Source organism: Microbacterium sp. PAMC22086 (assembly GCF_019443525.1).
In the GTDB taxonomy this organism is placed as follows: Bacteria; Actinomycetota; Actinomycetes; order Actinomycetales; family Microbacteriaceae; genus Microbacterium; species Microbacterium maritypicum.
In genome coordinates this window covers 1,635,959-1,649,088 of record NZ_CP080380.1, presented here as the reverse complement: position 1 = coordinate 1,649,088, position 13,130 = coordinate 1,635,959, and the positions used below count along the sequence as shown (strand labels likewise).

At 69.8% G+C, this 13,130-nt stretch carries 16 protein-coding genes; 8 read left to right on the top strand and 8 right to left on the bottom strand.

Annotated features, from left to right (window positions below; genetic code table 11):
* Positions 1-11 precede the first annotated feature (11 nt).
* Entirely contained in the window at positions 12-1,646 is a 1,635-nt protein-coding gene (locus tag KY497_RS08320; protein WP_219870261.1) for a TIGR04028 family ABC transporter substrate-binding protein, read from the bottom strand.
* Positions 1,647-1,807: 161 nt separating this feature from the next.
* On the bottom strand, positions 1,808-3,220 hold the full coding sequence (locus tag KY497_RS08315; RefSeq protein ID WP_219870260.1) for an NtaA/DmoA family FMN-dependent monooxygenase: 1,413 nt from the start codon (positions 3,218-3,220) through the stop codon (positions 1,808-1,810).
* A gap of 104 nt (positions 3,221-3,324) precedes the next feature.
* Here KY497_RS08315 and KY497_RS08310 point away from each other — a divergent pair, with 104 nt between their 5' ends.
* Together KY497_RS08310 and KY497_RS08305 are read left to right on the top strand one after the other, a co-directional pair.
* Positions 3,325-4,311, top strand: a complete 987-nt coding sequence (locus tag KY497_RS08310; protein WP_219870259.1) for a Gfo/Idh/MocA family protein — start codon at positions 3,325-3,327, stop codon at positions 4,309-4,311.
* A gap of 2 nt (positions 4,312-4,313) precedes the next feature.
* Entirely contained in the window at positions 4,314-5,312 is a 999-nt protein-coding gene (locus KY497_RS08305) for an NYN domain-containing protein (RefSeq protein WP_219870258.1), read from the top strand.
* Positions 5,313-5,369: 57 nt separating this feature from the next.
* On the opposite strand, the gene KY497_RS08300 is transcribed toward KY497_RS08305, so the two are convergent.
* The gene (locus KY497_RS08300) at positions 5,370-6,509 is read right to left on the bottom strand and encodes a Gfo/Idh/MocA family protein (RefSeq protein WP_219870257.1); all 1,140 of its coding nucleotides are present in this window, start codon (positions 6,507-6,509) and stop codon (positions 5,370-5,372) included.
* Entirely contained in the window at positions 6,509-7,315 is an 807-nt protein-coding gene (locus tag KY497_RS08295) for a sugar phosphate isomerase/epimerase (RefSeq protein ID WP_055873734.1), read from the bottom strand. Before KY497_RS08295 ends, KY497_RS08300 begins: the two co-directional genes overlap by 1 nt.
* 109 nt (positions 7,316-7,424) lie before the next feature.
* Between KY497_RS08295 and KY497_RS08290 the strand changes: the two genes are divergently transcribed.
* Genes KY497_RS08290 through KY497_RS08280 form a run of 3 tightly spaced genes read left to right on the top strand, consistent with a single transcriptional unit; the run spans position 7,425 to position 9,710 of the window.
* Positions 7,425-8,042 carry a TetR/AcrR family transcriptional regulator gene (locus KY497_RS08290; protein WP_219870256.1) on the top strand — a complete coding sequence of 206 codons (618 nt, stop codon included), beginning with the start codon at positions 7,425-7,427 and terminating at the stop codon, positions 8,040-8,042.
* 52 nt (positions 8,043-8,094) lie between these two features.
* The gene (locus KY497_RS08285) at positions 8,095-8,727 is read left to right on the top strand and encodes a DUF4166 domain-containing protein (protein WP_141385898.1); all 633 of its coding nucleotides are present in this window, start codon (positions 8,095-8,097) and stop codon (positions 8,725-8,727) included.
* Complete coding sequence (locus KY497_RS08280; RefSeq protein ID WP_055864962.1) at positions 8,724-9,710, top strand: epimerase; 987 nt, start codon at positions 8,724-8,726, stop codon at positions 9,708-9,710. Before KY497_RS08285 ends, KY497_RS08280 begins: the two co-directional genes overlap by 4 nt.
* Here KY497_RS08280 and KY497_RS08275 read toward each other — a convergent pair.
* The 3 genes from KY497_RS08275 to KY497_RS08265 are packed head-to-tail and all read right to left on the bottom strand — an operon-like array spanning position 9,707 to position 11,306.
* A complete protein-coding gene (locus KY497_RS08275) occupies positions 9,707-10,096 on the bottom strand; it encodes a PLDc N-terminal domain-containing protein (RefSeq protein WP_017828857.1) in 390 nt (129 codons plus the stop codon). The genes KY497_RS08280 and KY497_RS08275 overlap by 4 nt on opposite strands.
* Positions 10,097-10,134: 38 nt before the next feature.
* Complete coding sequence (locus KY497_RS08270) at positions 10,135-11,064, bottom strand: aldo/keto reductase family oxidoreductase (RefSeq protein WP_055873745.1); 930 nt, start codon at positions 11,062-11,064, stop codon at positions 10,135-10,137.
* A gap of 32 nt (positions 11,065-11,096) precedes the next feature.
* Positions 11,097-11,306 carry a helix-turn-helix domain-containing protein gene (locus KY497_RS08265; RefSeq protein ID WP_017828859.1) on the bottom strand — a complete coding sequence of 70 codons (210 nt, stop codon included), beginning with the start codon at positions 11,304-11,306 and terminating at the stop codon, positions 11,097-11,099.
* Between the two features lie 115 nt (positions 11,307-11,421).
* On the opposite strand from KY497_RS08265, the gene KY497_RS08260 reads away from it, so the two are divergent.
* The 3 genes from KY497_RS08260 to KY497_RS08250 are packed head-to-tail and all read left to right on the top strand — an operon-like array spanning position 11,422 to position 12,844.
* The gene (locus KY497_RS08260) at positions 11,422-11,796 is read left to right on the top strand and encodes a helix-turn-helix domain-containing protein (RefSeq protein ID WP_229778820.1); all 375 of its coding nucleotides are present in this window, start codon (positions 11,422-11,424) and stop codon (positions 11,794-11,796) included.
* Positions 11,797-11,843: 47 nt separating this feature from the next.
* Positions 11,844-12,233: an ImmA/IrrE family metallo-endopeptidase gene (locus tag KY497_RS08255; protein ID WP_055864974.1), complete on the top strand. Its 390-nt coding sequence runs from the start codon at positions 11,844-11,846 to the stop codon at positions 12,231-12,233.
* Between the two features lie 8 nt (positions 12,234-12,241).
* A complete protein-coding gene (locus KY497_RS08250; RefSeq protein WP_141385895.1) occupies positions 12,242-12,844 on the top strand; it encodes a GNAT family N-acetyltransferase in 603 nt (200 codons plus the stop codon).
* A 42-nt stretch (positions 12,845-12,886) separates the two neighbouring features.
* Here the strand turns inward: KY497_RS08250 and KY497_RS08245 are convergent, their stop codons facing one another.
* Entirely contained in the window at positions 12,887-13,114 is a 228-nt protein-coding gene (locus tag KY497_RS08245; protein ID WP_229778819.1) for a hypothetical protein, read from the bottom strand.
* Positions 13,115-13,130 lie beyond the last annotated feature (16 nt).

Here is a 13,130-nt window from a genome sequence, read left to right as displayed (position 1 = left end):
CACCATGCCGATCAGTGCTCGGCGAGCCAGACGCCGGAGAACGTGGGGCGTCCCACCGACTCGAAGGCGACGCCGTGCACGGAGGTCGCGGTGCCGTACACCTGCGGCTCCTCGAACAGCGGGATCACATAGGCCTGCTCGGCGATGTAGTCCTGCACGGCCTGGGACGCGGCGACGCGCGCGTCGGCGTCGGGCTCCGAAGCCACGGCGAGCAGCAGCTCGTCGAGCTTCGCGTCCTTCGAGATCAGCACGTCACGGTTCTTCGTGAAGTACTGGCTCTTGATCACGTCGAGATCCGCCCGGCCGACCATGGAGTGGTAGAAGCCGGTCTTCAGCGGGTCGCGGGTATCCTCGGCGTAGCTGCCGGCGTCACCGGGCTTGATCGAGAGCTCGACGCCCACCTTCGCGAGCTGCTGCGCGACGAGTTCGAGGGTCTGCTTCGACAGCGGCTGGGGCTTCGCCTCGTACACCGTGATCGAGAGGCGCTCCCCGTCCTTCTCGCGGATGCCGTCGGCGCCGGGCGTCCATCCGGCCTCGTCGAGCAGCTTCTCCGCCTTCTTCGGGTCGTACGCGTAGTGCTCCGACTCGTCCTTGTAGCCGAGCGCCTGGGACGACAGCACCGAGGTCGCCACCGGGTAGCTCTCCGTGAAGAGGGTGTCGACGACCTCCTGGGCGTTCACCGCGGCGATGAGGGCCTGTCGGACGCGGATGTCGGTGAGCAGCGGATTCTCTGGCCGCAGCGCGATGGAGTTGTTCACGCCGCGGGTCTGCGGGGCGTAGAGCGTGAAGCCGGCGCTCTCGACGCGGTCCTCGTCGAACGCCTGCACGTAGCGGACGTAGTCGGACTGGCCTGCCAGCAGCGAGCCGATGCGCACCGAGTCCTCGGGGGTGATCAGCACGTGCACGGCGTCGAGGTAGGGGCGGCCGTCGTTGTCGACGCTGTCGGGACCCCAGTCGTAGCCGTCGCGGGCGGTGAGCGTGTACTCGGTGCCGAGCTTCTCGCCCGTGACCGTGAAGGGTCCGGAGCCGATGATCTCGGCGGCGTTGCCCGCGCCGAAGTCCTCGATCGTGCCGTCGAGGGTCTCCGGCGACAGCAGACCCGAGTTGATGGTGGAGGTCGCCTGCAGGAACCCGGGCGACGGCGCCGAGAAGCGGAACCTTACGGTGTCCTCGTCGACGACCTCGCTGCTGGCGTAGTTGTTGATCGCCTCCGAGACCGTGAGGCCCCGCTCCGCGTCGCCCAGGCCGTAGGTGTCGAAGTTCTTCTTCACGGCCGCGGCATCGAGCACCGTGCCGTCGGAGAACGTGACGTCGGGGTTGAGGTCGAACGTGTACTCGGTGGCGTCATCGTTCATCGTCCAGTCGGAGGCGATCCACGGCTCGATCTCGAGCGTGTCCGGGTTCTGCCAGGTGAGACGGGCCGCGATGTTGTTCACGATGCCGCCGTTCGGGTAGAAGCCGGCCTGCGGCGGGTACAGGTTCGTGTACGCCTGGTGCTCGAGGTAGGTGAGGGTTCCTCCCTTGACGGGGTCTGCGCCCTCGGCGGGCGCGTTCGCCGGGGCGGGTGTCGACGCGCAGGCGGCGAGGCCGCCGGCGAGGACGAGCGGCAGCGCGATGGCGGCGACGCGGATGAGACGACGGTTCATGGGTGGGCTCCAGGCTTCGGGTGCGGTGCTGCGAGTGCGGTGCTGCGGGTGCGGTGCTGTGGTGCGGCGCGGTGGTGAGGTGAGGTGGGTCTCACCGTAGGAATCGCGGCTCTTGCGGCGCGAGCCGGCGGACTCCGGATGTCGCGTGGGGAAACGCGTGGTCACGCGTCGACATACGAGGAAATGCGCAGGCGATCGCGGAGCGTCGCTCCTGCGCTCTCCTTTGCACTCCGCAGCAGTCCACGACGACGCAGTTCGGGGGCGGCCTGGCGTGCGAACGCCTCGAACTGCGCGGGCTGGAAGGCCGACAGCACGTTGAATCCGTCCGCGGCGCCCTCGTCGCGCCAGGTCTCGAAGTGATCCGCGATCGTCCCGGCATCTCCGACGACGAAGGCCGCGGGCACCGCGTGCGCGGCGACGAGGTGCCGCCACGTGAGAGGGTCGTCGCCGGCGGCTCCCGATCCGGAGACGCCCGCTCCGGCCACGCGCAGTCCCGCGATGAGGCCGAGCCGCTCGATCAGCCGGGCGCCGTGTTCCCCCAGTCGCACGGCCTCGGCGGCGGTCACCGGTGCGTCGAAGGCGGCGGAGCGCAGCGGGTCGTCCGCCGGGACATCGAACGCGTCGGCGAGCGCGGCGACGGTGCGGTCGTGCGGGAAGGCCCTCCGTGCGCGCTGGTGATCCTCGGCGAGGGGCACCAGCGCGAGCAGACGCTCCACGATGCGTCGCGCATCGGCATCCGTGTCCGCGACGACGGGGAGCACCGGGGCGATCACGTTCAGCGCATCCGGCGATCTCGCGGCTTCGGCGGCGATGTCCCGCAGCAGCCGACGGGTGGCGATCGCATCGGCCAGGGTGGGCGCCGCGATCAGCGCGAGATCGGCCTGGGTGGCCGCGAGCGCCCTCGACCGCGGCGACGTGCCGGCGTGCACGATCGGGATCTGCCCCTGCGGTGGGCGGGCGACGTTGAGCGGACCGGCGACCTGCACGTGCGCACCTCGCAGATCGGCGGTATGGAGCGCTTCCGGGTCGATCAGCACGCCGCGTTCGGCATCCGCGATCCACGCGTCCTCTCCCCACGAACCCCACAGCCGCCGCAGCGCCTCCACGAACTCCTCCGCCCGGTCGTAGCGGGTCTCGTTGTCGGCGTGCGCGTCGCGACCGTGGTTGCCCGCGGCTCGCGGTTCGGCCCCCGTGACGAGGTTGATCCCGGCCCGACCGCGGGTGAGCACGTCGAGCGAGGCCAGTGAGCGCGCGGTCGTGTACGGGTCGGCGTAGGTCGTGTTCACCGTGGCGATCAGACCGATCCGCGACGTCACACCGGCGAGGAAGAGCACGGCACTCACGGGGTCGATGCGGGCGAGCAGGTACGGGTCGCGGAATTCCAGATCCGGCCCCGTCGCGAGCCAGTCGCCGAAGAAGAGGTAGTCGAGACCAGCGTCCTCCCCCTCGCGGGCGATGCGGCGCAGCATGTCGGCGTCGGTCGCGGGGTCGCGGTGCGCACCGGACTGACGCCAGCCCGAGGGGTACGCGCCCAGGGTGCGCACCATGGCGCCGATGATGAGGGGTTCGGTCATGCCGTCACGGTAGGAGCCCTCGGCTGCCGCTGCCACGGGGCCGATGCCGGGCGTCACGGGATGTAACAGTCCGTCACGGCCGGAGCACCCCCTACGCTGAGACCATGACAGGTCTTCGGTGGGGAATCCTCGCGACCGGCGGTATCGCCGGCGCATTCGCGTCCGATCTGCGAACTGCGGGGCTCGACCTCGTGGCCGTCGGATCCCGCTCACAGGAGTCGGCAGACGCGTTCGCTGCCCGCTTCGACATCCCCCACGCGCACGCCTCGTACGAGGCCCTGGTGGCCGACCCCGACGTCGACATCGTCTACGTGTCGACGCCGCACCCGATGCACCATGAGAACGCCCGGCTCGCGCTCGAGAACGGCAAGCACGTGCTCGCCGAGAAGGCGTTCACGCTGAATCGGGCAGAGGCGGAAGACCTGCAGGCGCTCGCGGCCGAACGCGGCCTGCTGGCCATGGAGGCGATGTGGACGCGGTACCTGCCGCACATGGTCCGCATCCGCGAGCTCATGGCCGACGGCGCCCTCGGCGAGATCCGCGCGGTGAGCGCCGACCACACGCAGCTGCTCCCCTCCGACCCCGCGCACCGGCTCAACGCCCTCGAGCTCGGCGGCGGCGCCCTGCTCGACCTCGGCATCTATCCGATCTCCTTCATCTGGGACATCCTCGGCGCACCGACCACCATCCACGCCGTCGGCCGACTCGTGGAGACCGGAGCGGACTCCGAGGTCGCGACCGTGATGACGCACGAGGGCGGAGCGGTCTCGACCAGCCTCTCGTCGTCGCGCGCCGCAGGACCCAACGTGGCGAGCATCATCGGCACGGCCGCCCGCATCGACATCGACACCGTCTGGTACAGCCCCACCACCTTCCGTCTGGTCCTGCCGGACGGCACGGTGCAGGAGAGCTACACCTCAGAGGTCGACGGTCGCGGCATGCAGTTCCAGGCGCTCGCCGCCGAACGGCTGGTGCGCGACGGCATCCTCGAGGGCGACATCCTGCCGATCGCCGAGAGCGTCGCGATCATGGGCACCCTCGATGAGATCAGAGCGCAGATCGGCGTCCGCTATCCCCGTGAGGAGGTCTGATCATGGCTGAGGCCACCGATGCCCGCGTCGCCGTCTATCTCGACTTCGACAACATCGTCATCTCCTGGTACGACCGCGTCCACGGACGCAACGCCTACGGCAAGGACCGCCAGCGGATCAGCGAGAACCCGAACGATCCGGAGGTCACCGACCGGCTGAGCCGCGCGATGATCGAGGTCGGCGCCATCATCGACTACGCCGCCTCCTTCGGCACACTGGTGCTCACCCGGGCCTACGCCGACTGGTCCTCCCCGGTGAACGCCGAGTACCGCTCACAGCTCGTGGCCCGTGCGGTCGACCTCGTGCAGCTGTTCCCGGCGGCCGCCTACGCGAAGAACGGTGCCGACATCCGCCTCGCCGTCGACGCGGTCGAGGACATGTTCCGACTCCCCGATCTCACGCATGTCGTGATCGTGGCCGGCGACAGCGACTACGTGCCGCTGGCCCAGCGCTGCAAGCGGCTCGGTCGCTACGTGATCGGCGTCGGGGTGTCGGGTTCCACCGCGAAGTCGCTGGCCGCAGCGTGCGACGAGTTCGAGTCGTACGACTCGCTGCCCGGCGTCGTCCGCCCGGTGAAGGCCGCACCGGTCGCCGCCGCGACGACCCAGGCCGTGGTGGAGCCGCCTGCCCCGGTCGCCGACGCCGTCGCCGAAACCGCTGCGGGGACTGCATCGAAGCCGAAGACCGCTTCCAAGCGCACGCGCTCCAAGCCCGCGCCCAAGGTGGAAGAGCCCCGGGTCGAGGACAAGGTCGATGACCAGGAGGTGGCGACGCAGCTGCTGGAGCGCGCGCTGCGCCTCGGTCACGACAAGGCCGACGCCGACGAGTGGCTGCACAGCTCCGCCGTCAAGACGCACATGCGCCGCATGGACCCCTCGTTCAGCGAGAAGGCCCTGGGCTACCGCTCGTTCTCCGACTTCCTGAAGTCGCGCGACGACATCGCCGAGCTCGAGGAGACAGGGCACGAGCGGCTGGTCCGCTTGCGCGAAGCCGCCGCCTGATCAACGCCGTGGCGGCGAAGGCGCGTCGATCCGCGCCTCCGCCGCCACGAGGGCCTATCAGAGGGTGGCCTCGAACGGGTCGAAGTCACCGGCGATGGAGCCGACCTGATCGAGCGTGCTCTCGACCTCGACGAAGCGGCGCGATTCCGCGGCCTCCTCGATCGACAGCAGCGTGTCGAGCACGTGGTAGCCGAACTCTCCCGTGGCCACGTGCGGACGGCCGGCGGCGATCGCGCGCGCCATGTCGAGCAGTCCCACGCCGCGACCGGAGAGCACGCCCTCCTGCTCGACGTCGATGACCTCCTGCTCGATCGGCTCCGGCGGGATGAACAGGCGCGTGAGCGGTCGGGTGATCGAGATCGCGCCGCCGAATGTGTTCGGGTCCGGGATCACGATGGTGCCCTCGGTACCGGTGATCTCGACGATCCCCTGCCGGATGACGGGCGAATCGGTGCTGTAGACGCTCTGCGCCTGGCCGCCCTGCTCGAAGTCCATCAGCACGCTCAGCGTCGAGGGGATCTCGACCGGGAACTCCTGACCGGCCAGCTCGCCGACCTGCACGCGACGGGTGGGCGCGCCCTGCAGCCCGAGTGCGGCCACCGAGGCGACCGGACCGAAGACGTGCACGAGGGCCGACACGTAGTAGGGACCCATGTCGAGCAGGGGGCCCGCTCCCTTGGCGTACAGGAACGCGGGATTCGGGTGGAAGATCTCCGGCCCCGACCACTGGAACGTGGTCTGCGCGAACAGCGGACGGCCGATGTCGCCGCGCGCGATGGCACGCTTCGCCGTCTGCACGCCGGGTCCGAGCACGGTGTCGGGGGCGACGCCGACACGGAGACCGGCGGCCTCCACCTTCTCGAGCAGTCGACGGGACTCCTCGCGGTCGACGCCGATCGGCTTCTCGGTCCACACGTGCTTGCCCGCCGCGATGATCGCCTCGGAGACCTCGACGTGCACGGCCGGGATGGTGAGGTTCACGACGATGTCGATCTCCGGGTCGCCGAGAACCGTGTCGACGCCGCCGGAGCGCGGGACGCCGTACTTCTCGGCCTGCGCCTTGGCACGCTCCTCGAGGAGGTCGCCGATCGCGAGGACGCGCACGTCGGGGAACGTGGTGAGGTTCGACAGGTACTGGTCGCTGATGTTCCCGGCGCCGATGATGCCGACGCCGACGGGTCCTGCACCGATCGCCATCAGCCGGCGACCTTCTCGTCGAGGTAGACCCGGCTGCGCTCGATGGCGTCGAACAGGTCGCCCTCGTAGTGGTCGAACTCCACGATCGCGAGCTCGAGCGCGGGGGCCGCGGCGATGGCCTCGACGAGCGGCACCGAGCCGTCTCCTGCCGGCACCTGATCTGCGGGCGGGTAGGCACCGGCGAGTGCGGGGTCGAGAGTGCCGTCCTTCGCGTGCACGGCGATCACGCGGCTGCCCAGACGTCCGAGCAGCGCGACGGGGTCGACGCCGCCACGAGCCACCCAGTACAGGTCGACCTCCAGCACGACGCGCTCGTCGAGGAGACCGGCGAGGATCTCGAGTCCGGTGACGCCGTCGAACACGGCCTCCAGCTCGTGCGCGTGGTTGTGATATCCGACGCGCACGCCGACGCCGGCCCCGACCTCGGCGGCCTCGTTCAGCAGCCGCGCGGTCTCCTCGATCTGCTCGACCGACTCCCAGCGCGCGGGCTCCGTGTACGGGTCGATGACGGTGTCCATACCGAGCACCTTCGCCGCGGCGAAGACCTCGGCCGGGGTCGGCACGGGCACCGTGGTGCCGCTGCCGTCGGGGTTCACGAACGACGAAGACGCCAGGAAGGCGTGGCCGGAAGGGGCGACCAGGCCGGCGGCGGTCAGCGCCGCGGCGAGGGGCTCGGCGCGGCGGACGAAGTCGTAGGGCTCGACCGCAGTGAAGCCACGGGCGGCCACCGCCGCGAGGGAGGATTCGAGGTCGGCCTCCAGCTCGTCCTTGATCGTGAACAGCTGCAGGGAAGTCCGAATCGTCATCGGTCGTGCTCCTTCGGTCATCGGTGACGTGGCGGGACCGCTGTCCCGGTGCAGGCACGCTATCACCAAATACCTCCATGCGGAAGTTTTGGTTCGCTAGACTCCCCTCATGCCCGCCGACACGTCCGAGCCCGCCGAGCCGTCGCGACAGCGCGGCACCTACGCCAAGGGGATCGCTCGACGACAGGAGATCCTCGATCGCGCCATCGAGGTGTTCGCCGAGCGCGGCGCCGATCGCACGAGCCTGCGGGCGATCGCCCGCGAGGTGGGCGTCACCCACGCGGCTCTCACCCACTACTTCGGCTCCTTGGAAGAGCTTCTCGTGGCCGTCTACGAGGAGAGCACGGTGCCGGCCCGACAGCCCAGCGCGCCCGCGGAGGATGCGACGCCGGTGGAGATGATGATCGAGTCCGCGCGCATCAACCGCGCGATCCCCGGACTCGTGCAGCTGTACTCGACCCTCGTCGCCACGGCGCTCGAGGAAGGGCACCCGGCGGCGCGCACGTTCGCGACCGGTCGGTTCACCCGCCTCCGCGCCCGACTCGCCGACATCGTCCGGCATCAGCAGGACGAGGGCAGGATCCGCGACGACATCGATCCCGATGCGGTCGCCGCCCTCGTCGTGGCGGCCTCCGACGGCCTCCAGACGCAATGGCTGCTCGACGAGACCGCCCCTCAACACGATGCGCTCGCCCTCCTCGACCGGCTGCTGCGACCCGCCTCCTGAGGGCTCCGCCGGTGCGGAGGGGAGGCGCCGAGGACAGGGCTAGGCTCGAAGAGTGACGCCCCCGCCGCAGTCCCCGTACGCCAGGGCGCTGGGCGAGCGCATCGATGACCTGCACCCGCGGCTGCGCGCGTACTTCGAGGCGATCCCCGATGGCGCAGTGGGCATCGGCGAGGGCGTGTTCCAGCGCGTCGGCACCCCGCGACGATGGCTGTGGCCGTCCCTCCGTCTCCTCGAGCGCCGGGGCGTGGTCGCCGCGGTCTGGGAGAGTGACGTGCCGTTCCGCGTGGAGAACCGCACGATCGCCTCCAGGGCCATCGGCGAACGCACCTTCCACTTCGACCGCGGACCGTGGACCATGCGCGATGCGGCGGCGCTCACACGACACGGCCGCGTCGTCGACGAGCTGGGCGAGCCGGGCCTGGTCGCCGCGTGCTTCGACGTCGAGGTACACCAGGGCGCGCTGCACCTCGTCAGCCGCGCGGTCGGCCTGCGCCTCGGACGCCTCCGGATGCGCATCCCCGCGCCCATCGCTCCCCTCATCCGCCTCACCGAGCGCTTCGACGATGCCCTCGATCGGCAGCGCATGGCCCTGACCGTCGACGCGCCGTTCCTCGGCCGCGTGTACGAGTACCGGGGCGACTTCACCTATCGCATCCACCATTCCGAGAAGGAGCAGACCACATGAGCGCAGGACGGGTCGTCATCGGCGGATCCACCGGATTCATGGGCCGCTTCCTCCTGCCGAGATTCCGCGCCGAGGGTCGCGAGGTCGTCACGATCTCCCGTTCGGGTGCCGACATCCGCTGGGGCGATCAGGTCGAGATCGACCGCGCCGTCGACGGTGCGGCCCTCGTGATCGGCCTCGCCGGCAAGAGCGTCAACTGCCGTTACACGCCGGAGAACCGCGCCGAGATCTTCCGCTCCCGCCTCGACACCACGGCGTCGCTGAGCACCGCGATCCGGCGTGCGTCGGCCCCTCCGGCGCTCTGGGTGAACTCCTCGACGGCGACCATCTACCGTCACGCCGAAGACCGCCCGATGACCGAGTCGACCGGAGAGATCGGCACCGGGTTCTCGGTCGAGGTCGCGAAGGCATGGGAGAAGGCGCTGTTCGCCGACGAGCTGCCCTCCACCCGCCGCGTCGCCCTGCGCAGCACGATCGTCCTCGGCCACGGGGGCGTGCTCGGTCCCGTGGAGAAGCTCGCGCGGTTCGGGCTCGGCGGGTCGCAGTACGACGGACGCTGGCCGATCAGCGCGGCACGACGGGCGGCAGGAACCGGTCATCTCCCCGGTGCGCGTCGGGGCCGCCAGCGCTTCAGCTGGGTGCACATCGAAGACGTCGCCCGCATCATCGAGTTCCTCGAGCAGACTCCGTCGCTGGACGGTCCGGTCAACGCCGCGTCGCCGCACCCCGTCGACAACGCCGAGTTCATGGCGACGGTGCGCCGCGTCCTGGGCGTGCGTGTCGGTGTGCCGATGCCGCGATGGATGCTGGAGCTCGGAGCGATCGGCATGCGCACCGAGACCGAGCTGATCCTGAAGAGCCGGTGGGTGCTGCCGGAGAAGCTCGCCGCGGCCGGGTTCGAGTTCCGGTACCCGACGCTCGAAGACGCGATCCGCGAGTCGTTCGACCGCTCGCAGGTCGCTGAGGCCGAGTCCGTCGCCTAGGCGGAGCCCGCAGGTCCGGTCGAACCCTCGCCGTCGGTCCCGCGGTTCTTCTCGATCTCCTGGCGCAGCCGCCACTCCTCGATCTCTCGGTCGAGGTCGGCGATCTGCTGCTCGGTCGTCCTGGTGTCCCTCGGCGGTGCCGGACGCACGTCGGTCGGCGCCGCAGGGCGTTCCGCTCTGCGCATCCGCGGCATCTGGATGCCGGACTCGCCGTACTCGCGACCGAGCCCGAACCACAGCAGGCCACCGATCAACGGCAGCAGGATGACGATGATGATCCATGCCAGCTTGGGCAGGAACTTCACCAGCGAGCTGTCCCGCGTGATGATGTCGATCAGCGCGCCGATCATCAGGGCGATGACGAGGAGCGAGAACAGGAACGCCATGGATTCAGGGTAGACGACGCCGCGGCATACCGCTCGGGCTACGGAAGCAGGTGACCGCCGGCGCGGAACAGCTCGTACCACTCGGGGCGGGTGAGCTCGATGTCGGCGCCGGCCGCCGCGTCCTGCACCCGCTGCGGCGTCGTGGTGCCGAGGACGACCTGCATGCCCGCGGGGTGGCGGGTGATCCAGGCGGTCGCGATGGCGATGGGTGTCACGTCATGCGCCGCCGCGAGGCGATCGATCACGGCGTTCAGCTCTGCGTACTCGGGATTGCCGAGAAACACGCCGTGGGAGAAGCCGTCCTGGAACGGCGACCAGGCCTGGATCGTGATGCCGTTGATCCGGCAGTACTCCACGATGCCGCCGCCGTCGCGCACGACGCTCTGCGCGTGCCCGGCCATGTTGGCCGCGACCGGCTGCGCGATGATCGGCGCGTGCGTGATCGACAGCTGCAGCTGATTCGCGACCAGCGGCTGCCGGACCGCCGTGCGGAGGAGGTCGATCTGGCGCGGCGTGTGGTTGGAGACGCCGAACGCCTTCACCTTTCCCGCGCTCTCCAGATCGTCGAAGGCGCGAGCGACCTCCTCGGGCTCGACGAGGGCGTCGGGGCGGTGGAGCAGGAGCACGTCGAGGCGGTCGGTCCGCAGAGCTGCGAGCGATCCCTCGACCTGCGCCACGATGTGCGCGTACGAGAAGTCGAACATCCCCTGCGACGGCACGATGCCGCACTTCGTCTGGAGAACGATCTCGTCGCGCTCGGAAGAGGTGAGCTGCAGCGCATCGGCGAACCGCGCCTCGCAGTGATGCATGCTGCCGCCGTAGATGTCGGCGTGGTCGAAGAAGTCGATACCGGCGGTGCGGGCGGTTTCGTACAGCGTGCGGATGTGAGCGTCGTCCTTGTCGTCGATGCGCATCATTCCGGCGATGACGGCGGGGGCGGTGGCTGATCCGAACGACACTGTCTTCATGCGCTCAACGCTACCCTCCGGCGCCGACGGCGTCAGGAGTCGTCGGGCACCGCGCCGGGGAGCAGAGCGGTGACAGGAACGCCGAGGACCTCGGCGATGCGCGCGAGGTCGACGACCGTGAAGTCGTCGATGCCGTCGAGCAGATTTCCCAGGGCGTCGGGCCCGATACCCGAGCGCTCGGACAGCTCGGAGAAGGACACCCCCGCGTGGAACCGCGCCCCGTCGACCTCAGATGCCAGCAAATGACGTAATTCTGTCCCCATCTGCCTACACTAGCGCCACGAACAGACGCGCATGGGGCTCGAATGAGCCAGAATGGCGGCATTCTGGAGTCGTCACGCTGCTATGGTGAGCCAGGTGAAGACACCTGCCGAGGAGTTCAACGACGCTGTCGGTCGCCAGATGCGCGCGGAGATCGCCGCGTCACGGAGCAGCATCGCAGCGATGGCGCGCAGCATCGGGATCGCCCGGAGCGCTCTCGACAACTACGTGACGGGCAAGCGCGCGATCCCGGTCCCCGTCGTCTACGCGGTCTGCGCCGACCTCGGCGTCGAGCCCCACGTGCTCTTCGCCCGCGCAGAAGAGCGGCTGCGCGCAGACGGCGATGCCACCGCGCGCATCACGCCGATCCGCCGCGCACCCGATGTCGCCGGCCCGCGCGAAGATACCCGAGAGGTCGCCTTCGAATCCGGCGTCAGGCACGATGCCGACACCGACGACCTCTACGAATAGGCCGGGCTTCCGCCCCGGAGCGAGAGACCGGCACGAGGAGGGGGACCATGCAGCACCTTCTCCGCCTCGCCGACGAGCAGGGGGTGCGCGTCGTCGAACGGGTCGGCCGCACGCGCGGGGGCTATGACCCCGTGACGCGCACGATCCGCCTCAGCCCCGGGATGAGCGCGCGCACGACTCGCAGCGTCCTCGCCCACGAACTCGGCCACGCCTGCCTCGGCCATCTCCCCGCGCCCACCCCCGCCATCCGTGCGCTTCAGGAGCGCCAGGCAGACGAATGGGCGGCATCCCGGTTGATCACCCCGCGCGCCTACGCCGAGGCGGAGGAGGTTCGGGGACCGCATCTGGCGAGCCTCGCCTTCGAGATGGATGTCACGATCGAGCTGGTCGTGGCCTATCAGCGCCTGTTGCGTCAGACGCTGCTCGTCGCTGGTTGAATATCGACATGGCCTTCCTCGTCACGCCCTCCCCCGTCACCCTCACCGGCCGACTCGTCGAACTGCGCCCTCTCGATCGCTCGCACATCGAGGGACTGATCGAGGCCGTACAGGAGGACGACCTGTGGAAGACGGCGTGGTACACCTCGGTGCCCGCACCGGACGGGGTGGCGGCAGAGGTCGAGCGACGGATCGGACTCATCGAGAAGGGCGAGATGGTCCCGTTCACGGCCTTCGACGCGTCCGGCCGCATCCTGGGACTCACGTCGTACTACGACATCGTCGCCGACGTGCCTCGTCTGCACATCGGCTTCACCTGGAACCGCCCCTCCGCACACGGCACCGGCACCAACGCCGAATCCAAGCTGCTGCTGCTGCGGCATGCGTTCGAGACGCTCGGGGTGTTCCGAGTCGGCCTGACGACGCAGTGGGTGAACTTCCAATCGCGCGCCGCGATCGAGCGCCTCGGGGCCAAGCAGGACGGCGTGATGCGGGCGATGAGCCGGTACCGCAACGGCGCGCTGCGCGACAGCGTGGAGTACTCGATCATCGAGCCGGAGTGGCCCGCAGTCAGGGCGAACCTCGAAGCGCGGCTCGCCAGACGACGGTGAGCGGTCAGACGCGCCGCGGCGCGACGCGCAGACCGCGATGAATCACTCGGCGGCCTTGCCCGACCAGTTGTTCGACCGACGGGTGGCGGTGCCGCCCTGGCGGAGGAGGAAGGCCATGGCCAGCGTGACCAGAAGGAGCCCCCCGCAGAACGCGATCGCCTGGAACGCGGGCAGCCCGAACGAGATGCCCATCAGCAGGATCCCTCCGATGAAGAGGATCATGAAGAAGAGGAAGCTGAGGATCACGGGATCTCCTGTCGTCGGTGCCATCTACCAGGATAGCCCG

What these genes read in the sequence shown, in the direction of transcription:
- KY497_RS08320 (WP_219870261.1), bottom strand. Translation starts at nt 1,646, where the DNA reads ATGAACCGTCGTCTCATCCGCGTCGCCGCCATCGCGCTGCCGCTCGTC.
- KY497_RS08315 (WP_219870260.1), bottom strand. Translation starts at nt 3,220, where the DNA reads ATGACCGAACCCCTCATCATCGGCGCCATGGTGCGCACCCTGGGCGCG.
- KY497_RS08310 (WP_219870259.1), top strand. Translation starts at nt 3,325, where the DNA reads ATGACAGGTCTTCGGTGGGGAATCCTCGCGACCGGCGGTATCGCCGGC.
- KY497_RS08305 (WP_219870258.1), top strand. Translation starts at nt 4,314, where the DNA reads ATGGCTGAGGCCACCGATGCCCGCGTCGCCGTCTATCTCGACTTCGAC.
- KY497_RS08300 (WP_219870257.1), bottom strand. Translation starts at nt 6,509, where the DNA reads ATGGCGATCGGTGCAGGACCCGTCGGCGTCGGCATCATCGGCGCCGGG.
- KY497_RS08295 (WP_055873734.1), bottom strand. Translation starts at nt 7,315, where the DNA reads ATGACGATTCGGACTTCCCTGCAGCTGTTCACGATCAAGGACGAGCTG.
- KY497_RS08290 (WP_219870256.1), top strand. Translation starts at nt 7,425, where the DNA reads ATGCCCGCCGACACGTCCGAGCCCGCCGAGCCGTCGCGACAGCGCGGC.
- KY497_RS08280 (WP_055864962.1), top strand. Translation starts at nt 8,724, where the DNA reads ATGAGCGCAGGACGGGTCGTCATCGGCGGATCCACCGGATTCATGGGC.
- KY497_RS08275 (WP_017828857.1), bottom strand. Translation starts at nt 10,096, where the DNA reads ATGGCGTTCCTGTTCTCGCTCCTCGTCATCGCCCTGATGATCGGCGCG.
- KY497_RS08270 (WP_055873745.1), bottom strand. Translation starts at nt 11,064, where the DNA reads ATGAAGACAGTGTCGTTCGGATCAGCCACCGCCCCCGCCGTCATCGCC.
- KY497_RS08255 (WP_055864974.1), top strand. Translation starts at nt 11,844, where the DNA reads ATGCAGCACCTTCTCCGCCTCGCCGACGAGCAGGGGGTGCGCGTCGTC.
- KY497_RS08250 (WP_141385895.1), top strand. Translation starts at nt 12,242, where the DNA reads ATGGCCTTCCTCGTCACGCCCTCCCCCGTCACCCTCACCGGCCGACTC.
- KY497_RS08245 (WP_229778819.1), bottom strand. Translation starts at nt 13,114, where the DNA reads ATGGCACCGACGACAGGAGATCCCGTGATCCTCAGCTTCCTCTTCTTC.